Source organism: Occallatibacter sp. (genome assembly GCF_049510455.1).
Classification (GTDB): Bacteria; Acidobacteriota; Terriglobia; order Terriglobales; family Acidobacteriaceae; genus Telmatobacter.
The window spans coordinates 24,136-34,512 of sequence record NZ_JBEKYX010000004.1; the positions used below are offsets into that span (position 1 = coordinate 24,136).

8 protein-coding genes are annotated in these 10,377 nt (G+C 56.2%); 5 read left to right on the forward strand and 3 right to left on the reverse strand.

Annotation, left to right across the window (positions count from 1 at the left end; translation table 11 throughout):
* Window positions 1-22 precede the first annotated feature (22 nt).
* Window positions 23-931: a ferritin-like domain-containing protein gene (locus tag ABSG47_RS01295; RefSeq protein ID WP_424165352.1), complete on the reverse strand. Its 909-nt coding sequence runs from the start codon at window positions 929-931 to the stop codon at window positions 23-25.
* 312 nt (window positions 932-1,243) lie between these two features.
* Here ABSG47_RS01295 and ABSG47_RS01300 point away from each other — a divergent pair, with 312 nt between their 5' ends.
* From ABSG47_RS01300 to ABSG47_RS01310, 3 genes are all read left to right on the forward strand, one after another.
* Entirely contained in the window at window positions 1,244-1,795 is a 552-nt protein-coding gene (locus ABSG47_RS01300) for a fasciclin domain-containing protein (protein ID WP_424165355.1), read from the forward strand.
* A gap of 223 nt (window positions 1,796-2,018) precedes the next feature.
* Window positions 2,019-3,416, forward strand: a complete 1,398-nt coding sequence (gene zwf, locus ABSG47_RS01305) for a glucose-6-phosphate dehydrogenase (protein ID WP_424165357.1) — start codon at window positions 2,019-2,021, stop codon at window positions 3,414-3,416.
* 113 nt (window positions 3,417-3,529) lie between these two features.
* The gene (locus ABSG47_RS01310) at window positions 3,530-4,165 is read left to right on the forward strand and encodes a YqaA family protein (protein ID WP_424165359.1); all 636 of its coding nucleotides are present in this window, start codon (window positions 3,530-3,532) and stop codon (window positions 4,163-4,165) included.
* 37 nt (window positions 4,166-4,202) lie between these two features.
* On the opposite strand, the gene ABSG47_RS01315 is transcribed toward ABSG47_RS01310, so the two are convergent.
* Together ABSG47_RS01315 and ABSG47_RS01320 are read right to left on the reverse strand one after the other, a co-directional pair.
* The gene (locus tag ABSG47_RS01315; RefSeq protein ID WP_424165361.1) at window positions 4,203-5,558 is read right to left on the reverse strand and encodes a glycoside hydrolase family 18 protein; all 1,356 of its coding nucleotides are present in this window, start codon (window positions 5,556-5,558) and stop codon (window positions 4,203-4,205) included.
* 164 nt (window positions 5,559-5,722) lie between these two features.
* Entirely contained in the window at window positions 5,723-7,474 is a 1,752-nt protein-coding gene (locus ABSG47_RS01320) for a glycoside hydrolase family 9 protein (RefSeq protein ID WP_424165363.1), read from the reverse strand.
* Between the two features lie 790 nt (window positions 7,475-8,264).
* On the opposite strand from ABSG47_RS01320, the gene ABSG47_RS01325 reads away from it, so the two are divergent.
* Together ABSG47_RS01325 and ABSG47_RS01330 are read left to right on the forward strand one after the other, a co-directional pair.
* Entirely contained in the window at window positions 8,265-9,791 is a 1,527-nt protein-coding gene (locus ABSG47_RS01325; RefSeq protein ID WP_424165365.1) for a phage tail sheath family protein, read from the forward strand.
* 53 nt (window positions 9,792-9,844) lie between these two features.
* A complete protein-coding gene (locus tag ABSG47_RS01330) occupies window positions 9,845-10,372 on the forward strand; it encodes a phage tail protein (RefSeq protein ID WP_424165368.1) in 528 nt (175 codons plus the stop codon).
* Window positions 10,373-10,377: the final 5 nt, after the last annotated feature.

Sequence of the window (10,377 nt, forward strand, 5' to 3'; positions counted from 1 at the left end):
GATGTTTTCCTTTGCAGGCCGCTTAGGCTGTGGTTGTGGCGAAGATGCTGTTCATTCCGTTGGGAAAGAAACCGCCGCTCTTGGCGCCAACAGTTGGCGAACCGTAGACGATATGAAGCACCTGGTTCACGGTGCGCGCAAAACCAACGGCGTCGGCCGCGCTGGCTGCCACGATTGAACTTGCGGTGGTCAGGTTTGCAGGCAGCGTGAGAAGCGTTTCTACCGAGCCCGATGTAGAAGGGGCTGCGCTGGCGCCGACCGTAAGCGTAGCGCGCAGATCTTCCACCAGGTTGGCAGCGGCCAGGTATGGATATGCTGACGCGGAACCCGCGGCAATGGCTCGTCCGGTCAGGGATGTTCGGACGTAACCAGCGTGGTAAGCCTCGACGGCCATGATGCCGGCGGCTGCCGTGAGATAGCCGGAAGCAACGCCTGCTGCACTGATCAGCGGAGCTGCGCCTGCGTAGGCGGTTACACCCACATCCTCAAAAATGAAGGCGCCGACGAGAAAGTAGTCAAAGCTGGAAAAAGGATTGAAGGAGCCATCGCCGGTGGCGGCTGTGGTGATATTGGCAGCAACGGCTAGTGGACCAAAGAAAGAGAGATCGATATCGGGCATGGGAACAGCCGCGGAGCCGAGTGCGCTGCGAAGAAACCGAACATGCGCCTGCTCTTCGAAGGCGATCTCATTCAGGATCTGCTGCTGTGCCGATGTAAGCCCTGATACGAGGGCGGCATCGCCCACTGTTACCGTGCCCGTGGTTTGGTAGGGCGAGGCGGAGCCGGCTGTGGTATCGGAGGTTTCGAGCCCTGAGCCTGTGGCCGCGTAGAGGTAGAACTGCGCCTCAAGATACTCCAGGTTTAGAGCAAAATTAAGGATGTCTTCATCGGTTGGCCCTGACGGGCTTGTTGGTCCTGTTGGTGATGTCATGGGTGAGCCATTGTCACCACATCCGAAAAGGTTCAGTGCCCCGACCGCTCCCGCGCTGGCTCCAACCCCGGCCAGAAATCTGCGACGAGAGACGTCACTGTTAATGAATGAACTTAAATTGGCCACGATGTTTCTCTCCTTGTACTTGCTACCTGGGTCTTCACACGCTGCCTTGAGTACGCCCCAATGATTGTTTTGGATTTGCTGTGTTGAAAAATAAATTCCCTGGGCCTGCGTGAATCCGTTTCGTTCTGTCCGGCGTTCAGTGAGTACAGCAGGAGAAACCCAAAGGGTAAGAGAGAGGACATGATTATGAAGAAGTATTGCGGAATTATTCTGATGAGCGCGCTTGCGCTTTCAGGGCTGGCGGCTCACGCACAGAAGGACCCCGACGTAGGCGGTGCGGCGATGTATCCGACTAAGAACATCGTTGAAAATGCGGTCAACTCAAAGGACCACACCACGCTGGTTGCGGCAGTGAAAGCGGCAGGACTGGTAGACACTTTGGAGGGCGCAGGACCGTTCACAGTGTTCGCACCCACCAACGAGGCATTTGCGAAACTGCCCGCCGGGACGGTGGATACGCTGCTGAAGCCCGAGAACAAGGATCAGCTCGTCAAGATACTGACCTACCATGTTGTAGCCGGCCACATGACAACGATGGACCTGAAGCGGAAGATCAAGATGGACGGAGATAAAACGGTGTTAAAGACCGTGGAGGGCGGAACGCTGACTGCAACCATGGAGGGCGGCAAAATCGTTCTTACCGATGAAAAAGGCGGTACGGCAACCATCACCATTGCGAATGTGATCCAGTCAAATGGCGTTATCCAGGTTGTGGACAACGTTCTTATGCCTAACTAATTGAGCGAGGCAGATATCCGAGGGTGGAGAACAGCACGTGGGTGCTCGCCGCGTATGTGGGCTTAGCCGGCATGATACAGCTGGCTAAGCCATCCATCCGCACGAAGTCGACATCAAACGCCAACAGGATTGAAGAACGCAATCCAGTACGCCTGACTTGCCCTGATTCTGATCACGAGGGTCGTTGAGTTGATTTAGCTACAATTGGAAATCGAGGCGCTTGATGACAATCTCCCGCTCCGATGCGTTGGTGGTTTTTGGCGTAACTGGCGATTTAGCCCACAAGATGATCTTCCCCGCGCTTTATGCAATGGTGAAGCGAGGCACGCTCAAGGTTCCGATCATCGGAGTGGCGTTTCCGAATTGGAGCCTGGAGCGGCTGCACAGGCGCGCGACTGACAGCATCAAGCGAGCTGGCGGAATTGATGATGAGCGCGCATTGCATCGTCTCCTGTCTCTGCTCAAATACGTGAGCGGGGATTATAACGACAGCGATACATTCGCGGGGATCAAGAAGGCATTAGGGGATGCGCGGTGTCCGGCGTATTATCTGGCTATTCCGCCTTCACTCTTTGAGACGGTCATCAAGAACCTGGGCGCTGCGAAGTTATCTGAGAATGCCCGCGTTATTGTTGAGAAGCCGTTTGGTCGCGACCTTGCCTCGGCGCGTGCGCTGAACCGCGCTGCTCGCGCTGTGTTCCCGGAAGACTCGATCTTCCGCATCGATCACTTCCTCGCAAAGGAAGCGATCATGAATATCCTTTACTTCCGGTTTGCCAATTCATTCCTTGAGCCGATCTGGAACCGCAACTATGTGGCCAGCGTCCAAATCACGTTGTCTGAGAACTTCGGCGTGGAAAAGCGCGGCGCATTTTATGAAACTGCCGGCTGCCTGCGCGACGTAATTCAGAACCACCTCTTCCAGGTGGCTGCGCTGCTTGCCATGGAGCCGCCCGCAGGTCGAGAGTTTGGAGACGTACATGATGAGCAGGCCAAGGTCTTCAAAGCCATGCGTCCTCTGAAAGCCGCCGATATGGTGCGCGGCCAATACGCCGGTTACCGCAATGAACCCGATGTAGCGAAGCGTTCCGATGTTGAGACATTCTGCGCCTTGCGGTTATTTATCGACTCATGGCGCTGGGACGGGGTGCCATGGTATTTGCGCTCCGGCAAGTACCTTGCGGAAACCGCGACAGAGATTGTGGTGGAATTGAAGCCGCCGCCGCAGAGACTTTTTGCCGATGCAACGGCGGTTTCTGGCCGGAGCAACTATCTGCGCTTCCGGCTTTCTCCCAACTCTGCCGTTGCACTGGCCGCGCGCGTCAAGCTAGCGGGGCAGGATTTTATCGGAGAGCAGAAGGAGCTTTATCTGCTGGAAGAGCAGCCCGGAGAGGAATCACCCTATGAGCGGCTTTTAGGGGATGCCATGGCCGGCGATGGTGCACTCTTTACCCGGGAAGACTCAGTTGAGGCTGCGTGGGCCGTGGTCAATCCGGTCCTCAAAAAGCATCCCCGAGTTCGCCCCTATAAACGCGGCGGATGGGGACCGAAGGAGGCTGACGCCATCATCGCTTCCGATGGAGGCTGGCACAATCCCAGCCGCACGAATCCAGCCGGATGATGCTCGTCCCCTCATCTGTATTTCTGCCGCATGCATCGCAGGCGGCCGCATCAATACGCCACTCAACCCTGCAGATAGTACAGTTTGTTGCTCAAAGAGGGCATCGCTCGCTGTTGCCAAACTGGCTCACGCACCTGGGAGGTCTGGGGCTCTTTGTTGTTGCAATCATCGATTCCTCCATCATCCCTCTTCCTGTGCCCGGCAGTACTGACCTGTTGTTACTCTGGCTGATAGCGCGCAGCGGCAATCCCTGGCTGCTTGTAACCATTGGCGTCGCTGGTAGCCTCGCGGGTGGGTACACTACCTGGCACATCGGCCGCAGAGGCGGGGAAGCAGCTCTACGTCGCTATGTGCCGGCCCGCCTTCTTGGGCGAATTGTTGGTTGGGTCAAGCATCATCCCGTCCTTGCCGTGTTTCTTCCAGCTGTGCTGCCTCCACCCATTCCGCTGTCTCCATTTGTGCTCGCATCCGGAGCGCTCAGCGTTTCGCGCGGCCGATTTCTCGCAGTATTCGGCGCAGCACGAACTCTTCGCTACTCCCTGATTGCCTGGTTGGGAGTGGCCTATGGGCGCCATGTGGTCCGGCTATGGACAGGAACGCTGCAGAAATGGTCGACGTCATTGCTTTGCGTTTTTGTGGCACTGCTACTTAGCGGCCTCTGCATGGGGATATGGAAGGCTCGCAGCCTGCGGAAGTCTGATGCTGCGGAGAAACCTGCCTTGCAGGCCAAAGCAGCTCACACAGACTGAGCTATAGCATTCCCTTTGTCCGAATAGGTAGGTCAATTCACGGAATTTCGGAGTGAGAAACCGTATTCGATTTCTTGAGTCCTGCCGCTATGGCTTTGGTCAGCGATCCACTGGAATCGTCGTCGTTGAGTGCCCATACATAAGCGCCACCGAGTTTGTTTTTCCGAATATAGGCCGTCTTGACTGCTACTGAAACGGGAGTGTCGTAGGTATAGAAGATTCCGCCCGACGGATTGTAGAGCGTGGCTGCAACTCTGGCTTTGTCGTACCAGGCAGTAAAGCCGTTCGTCCCGGCAAATTTCTCGATCGTCGCATAGGTCAGGAATCCCGGGGTCAGGATCGGGTCGCAGCCGGGAGATGGAGAAGCCTTATTTGGGTTTAGACAAATGCCCGACCCATCGACCAGAGGCACAGGAGCCGGGCCAGTGGCGTCTTGATATAAGCCATGGTCTACGTTGGCAACGCCTTTCCAGCCGACGGCATACAACGGCATGCCCATGGTGTATTTGGCTGCGGGTACACCCGCCTTCAAATACGCTTTTACAGTCTCGTCGATGACGGGCGGGCCATCGAGTGAAGGCTTTGTTTCTGAAGCGTAAAGCGAGGAAGCAAGATTCGTTTGCTTATCGTCAGGCGTGGCCAAATCGTAGCCATCGATGGTGAGGAAATCCACTTGCTCGGCGGCGGCTTTCAAATCGATGTTGGCGTATTTTTTCGGGTCCGACGGGGAGTCAAAGGTAAGTACGTACCGTTTTCCTGTGCTCTTCGACAAAGCGCCGAGCTGGTTGCGGAACTCTTTCAACAGGGCGGTGAAATTTTGTTTGTCTGCCGCGGATGGAAACTCCCAGTCGATATTGAAGCCATCGAAGAGGCCCGGAGCGTGAACGTCCGCAGCGATATTGCCTTTGACAAAGAGATCGATGCAGGATGAGGCCAAAGCCGCACGCCCGGCGGGCGTTGCAGCTGCAGCCACCCAACCCGCAGCGTTGCCAGCCTGCCCTCCGAGTGAGACGAGAACCTTCAGCCGCGGATGCAGTTCTTTGAGTTGAAGAATGGCTCCGAAGTTTCCATACGGACGAGCAGCGTAGGGTTTGCCACTTACGCTCGGTAGGGACGCATCCAGATAAGCAGCGGCGGGATCTTCGATCGCGCAGGAAGGCGTCGAAGTCGGAGTGACATCGCCAAAGGCGTAGATGAGATGCGTCAGCTCATTGGCAACGCCATTCATTTGCAAATCCGCTATTGTGAATCCGCCATAGTGAATTCCCCACTCTTCAAAGTAGCCTCCAATGACCTTATCTGTGCGGGGCGCCTGCGCCGGAGAAGGGGATACGCATGTCACAAAAGCTAGCCAATACAAAACTGCCCGGAAGGGGCGAAAATCTTTTGTCATCGCAAACATCTCCTGAATTTCGCAATGTTCGCGCTCACGAAATATAGAACCATTACACAAGATTTGAAGCCGGGATTTTCCATTTGTTTTGTCAATATTACAGTCAGAATGCTCTCTCAGAGTGAGGCCGCCTATGAGGAGTTGAAGGCGGTCTGCGGCTGATTTCAGGTCAGGCTACAGGCTGCGGCAAGCAGGAATACGAGCGGAGCATTCCAGTTGATAGCAATTTCGTTCATGGAATATGCACGTTGATCATCGATCCACATGCGCATAGGCGGCTGTTTCGGCACCGTGCGTGCGACCGTATCCGCAGGATGCGCATTGGGACCACCAGATAGCAGACCGGGCCAGGGAGCATCGATGCCATCCGCAGCGCTTGGGCGGTGATGCGGATGCTGGAAGGGATTCGTTCCCACGCCAGTGACCCACGAGACGCCGAAGCAATTTCGGCCAAGCAGGTAATGCAGATTTCCGAGTGAGGCTTCGCGGAAGCGCGGAGTGGATTGGATATGGTCGGCGATGAGCAGGAGTAACGACTGATTTGCCGCCGTACCGTTTGAGCCCCAGTTATACTGCTCGGGCGCCATGGTGGTGCCGTAGCCGCCGGCATCTCCGCGATCAGCGAGAGCTTGTGCCGCCTGCAACGTTTGCTCGATGATTTGCGCGCGGAGAGGTGCAGCCTGCGATGGATTTGTGGATTTGCGGTCGGAGAGAAGCCATGTCCAGTAGGCCATTGGAGCAACCCAGTTGAAACCCGGCACCCAACGTGAGCCGCGTGCAATTACCGCGGGCTGAAGCGTGGCTGCTGCGAGGAATGCCTGTTCGTATTGGGCTTCGCCGGTGGTGCGCCAGAGCTCCGCGGAGGCCCACAGAAGCTCATCGCTGCAGTTATTGTCGCCATAACCGCCGGTGTTAATGCCCTTGGGATTGTCAAAGAGGACATTCGGATTGGCTTGCGCCCATTTCCATGCTTTCTTTGCGGCCTCAAGACACTGCTGTGCGAAGGCTGGGTCATACGGCGCGTAGCAGCGGGCTGCAATGGCGGCGACAGAGGCCAGGTCGGCTGTGGCGCATGTGCTCTTGTAGGGTTCGGAGCCGGTGCCGATGACATAGCTGGTCAGCGCGTCCTGTTCCGGCATGATGAAGGCGCAAAACTGCTCGCTGGTTTGTTTGTGCCAGACGCCGCCGTCGGAATCCTGCAGCGAGAGCATCCAGGCAAGATTCCAGCGGACTTCTGCCAGGTAGTCCGGAATCTTGCCTCCGGATTCAGGAATATCGAGGTGCAGCTTTATGAGCTGGTGCGGATACAGCTCCCAGGCCCAGAAAAGCGTTCCGGTCGAAATTCCGCTGTTGACAATATAACGGCCATAATCACCTGCGTCATGCCAGCCTCCGGTATTGGCAAATGGACCCGTCTTACCGCTTGTGGCATGGTAGGCTCCGTTGGCGTGGCAAGCGGCGTGGTGATACGGGCCTATCGTGACCTTTGTGCCGCAGCGCTGCCCATGAAAACCGAGCATGGCTGTACGCAGAGCCTCTGTGCAGGAAGAAGCGTCGATTGGAAAAGGGTCGCTCTTGAGTTGGCCCGAGAGGAGACGGTATTTGCCCGGACGAGTGAGGCTGGAGAAATCGGCCAGAACAACGCTGTCGCCGGAGAGAATATCGGTCAGAGGTGCGGAGACAGGCGCTTCGAATACCGAATGCGTCAAGTCGCTTTCCGCGGCGATGCGAAAGGTTTTGGCTGCATTCGAAGCAGGCAGGGTGGAAATTTTGCGCCAGTGCGGCGCATAGCCGATCTGGCTGAGAACAGCCGTGGGAGGTCCAGTCACCGGACTTTGCGCATGCAAACCTTTCGTTTCCGCAATGGCTGCGAGGCTGGAGAGTCCAAGGTATTTGAGAAGTGTGCGACGGCGCATGCAGCGATCTTACCGGAGCAGGGAGGCCTGCAATTTCATATCCGCGTCAGACGCGTGGCGTCTTTAACGAGCATGTCCGATCAGGCATGTACGCTGCGTCTGGCATGTCATCACGACTACGACCTGATGGAGACGTGTGGAATCACAACTTTCTGCATGAATAAAAAGCGGGTTCCGAACTTCTCATAGCCAATCATAAAACTTTTATAAAATTTTTTCTGGACAGAGCGCTCAGGCTAGGAGTAATCTGCCGCCACATTGAAGTTCTTGCATTGTTGAGAAGCTAGAGAAAGAAAACAGACCGTGCTGTGCGTCTCCGAGACGCTATGGCCGGCCAGGAACGAATGCGGGATTGATACGGTTCACCCAGCGCCTTCACTATCTGCAGCAGAAGTGAAAGGAAAGCGGAACAGGCGCGAGAGCACTTTGTATCGGTTTCTCCAGCTTGCAAATCCGTGTACAAGATAGTTCCACGCATTCGCTACATGCGCGATGAGGGGATTGTGTTTGCTGACACTTGCAGTTTGAGCTGAAGCGGATGCAGTAGCATTGCGCGAATTTGCTGTCTGCTTCCGTAACTGCTGTCGTTTACCGCCTTGACAACAACATTTTCAGAGAAATTGTGACCTTTCAAGCGTGGTTCAGGGTCGCCTGTTTCTGATTTCCACTTCGACGAGCGAAAGCATGCTCGCGCGGAAGTGCGGGATCGTGTCGACTTGGCTTTGCTGGTTCGGGCTACATCCTTTCTGAAATGCTTTTGGGCTCCCAATCAGACAAGGAGGGACGCACTATGTCCGCATTTACCTACCCAGGCGTTTACATCGAGGAGTTGCCAAGCGCAGTCCACACCATCACCGGGGTCGCTACTTCGGTTGCAGCATTTGCAGGTTGGGCCGACCAGGGGTCTATTACGCAGGCCACACTTGTGGAGAGCTGGTCTGACTTCCAGACGCAGTTCGGCGGCTTGGATTCGCGCAGCCTGCTTGGCTACGCGGTGAACCAGTTCTTTGCCAATGGAGGCGGACAGGCCTACGTTGTGCGCCTGGTCTATACAGATGCCAAGACAGCTTCATCAACGTTTAAAATCGGAAACCTTCCGGTCTACGCAGCGAATCCCGGCGCCTGGGGCAACAACATTGCTATTACGATCACGCTCAATCCCGCTGACGCTACACGCTTCAGCATTCTGGTGCAGATGGTTTCCACCACCGGAGGCGCGACGGCCACGCTTGAGAACTTCGTCAATCTATCTCTCAGCCCAACTGATCCGCAGGGCAACTATTTTGTCACGGTAATTGACAGCGAATCGAACTACATCACGTTCATCGATCCGTTGAATCCCGGCGCAACTCTGACTCCGGGCACCACAATCGCCGCCATGTCCATGACTCAGTTGAAGAGCAACAGCGGCAACGATGGGACGGTGCTGACGCCTAACAATGGAAATTTTGAAACTGCGTTGACGGCCACGGGCGCAGGCGTAAACCTGCTGAGCAATGTCTTTTTTAATCTGCTTTGTGTGCCCGGCGAGAGCACGCCATCGGTTGTGACAACGCTGCAGGCATTCGCCGCGGACCCTTCCAATCGCGCGTTCTACATTGTCGATCCGCCTTCGACGGCGACATACTCCACGCTCCTCGCAGGGCCTGGAGCAATTGTCACCGCGCCGAACGCGGCCAACTCCGCATTGTATTTTCCGTGGGTCTCGGCGCCCGATCCGCTCGCTGGCAATCGACCGAAGATGGTTCCACCGTGCGGATTTGTGGCAGGCATTTACGCGGCAACAGACGCGGCGCGAGGTGTGTGGAAGGCTCCGGCAGGCATTGATGCAGGGCTGACGGGCATTAACGGATTGCAGTACAACTTAACCGACCAGCAGAACGGCGACCTGAACCCGAAAGCCATCAACTGCCTGCGATCGTTTCCGGTGTACGGAAACATCGTATGGGGTTCGCGCACACTGGTTGGTAACGACCAGGTGGGATCGCAGTGGAAGTACGTGCCGATTCGCCGATTCGCGCTCTTTCTGGAGTCGAGCCTGTATCAGGGCACGCAGTGGGCGGTCTTTGAACCGAACGACGATACGCTGTGGGGCCAGCTGCGGCTCAACATCGGCGCGTTCATGCAGGGACTTTTCCAGCAGGGCGCATTCCAGGGCACAACGCCGCAGCAGGCTTACTTTGTGAAGTGCGACTCCGAGAACAATCCTCAGCCGAGCATTGATCAGGGGATTGTGAACGTGACAGTGGGATTCGCACCGTTGTATCCGGCGGAGTTTGTTGTGATTCAGATTCAGCAGATGGCCGGCCAGTCGTAGTCGAAAAGGCTAAGCCTAAGACACCTGAGACGTAAGAAAAGAGGATTTACGGTATGCCTCCATTCTCTGTAAACACGACGCGCCTGGACCCCTACAAGAATTTCAAGTGGCGGGTGAAATGGGACGGAAAATACTGCTACGGCGGCAGCAAGCTGACCGGGCTTAAGCGCTCCACCGAAGTTGTGGAGCATCGTGCAGGTGGCGATCCATCGACCGCGCATAAGTCGCCCGGCAGGACCAAGTACGAGGCCATTACGCTCGAACGCGGTCTGACGCAGGACCTTGCCTTCCACGACTGGGCAGGACTGGTGTGGAACTTTGGCGCCGCACTTGGCTCTGAGGTTTCGCTGGCCAGCTTCCGCAAGAATCTCTACCTGGAGCTTTATAACGAGGCTGGCCAGTTGGTGATCGCGTACAAGATTTACCGCTGCTGGGTCTCCGAGTATCAGGCTATGCCGGATCTCGATGCGAATGCGAATGCCATCGCCATTGAGCACATCAAGATCGAGAACGAAGGCTGGGAGCGCGACACGAGCGTCACCGAGCAGCAAGAGCCGACGCTGACCACGGTGAACACGTAAAGCCG

Excerpts from the sequence above, each read along its gene's own strand:
- ABSG47_RS01295 (WP_424165352.1), bottom strand. The coding sequence starts at position 931 with ATGACATCACCAACAGGACCAACAAGCCCGTCAGGGCCAACCGATGAA.
- ABSG47_RS01320 (WP_424165363.1), bottom strand. The coding sequence starts at position 7,474 with ATGCGCCGTCGCACACTTCTCAAATACCTTGGACTCTCCAGCCTCGCA.
- ABSG47_RS01325 (WP_424165365.1), top strand. The coding sequence starts at position 8,265 with ATGTCCGCATTTACCTACCCAGGCGTTTACATCGAGGAGTTGCCAAGC.
- ABSG47_RS01315 (WP_424165361.1), bottom strand. The coding sequence starts at position 5,558 with ATGACAAAAGATTTTCGCCCCTTCCGGGCAGTTTTGTATTGGCTAGCT.
- zwf (WP_424165357.1), top strand. The coding sequence starts at position 2,019 with ATGACAATCTCCCGCTCCGATGCGTTGGTGGTTTTTGGCGTAACTGGC.
- ABSG47_RS01330 (WP_424165368.1), top strand. The coding sequence starts at position 9,845 with ATGCCTCCATTCTCTGTAAACACGACGCGCCTGGACCCCTACAAGAAT.
- ABSG47_RS01300 (WP_424165355.1), top strand. The coding sequence starts at position 1,244 with ATGAAGAAGTATTGCGGAATTATTCTGATGAGCGCGCTTGCGCTTTCA.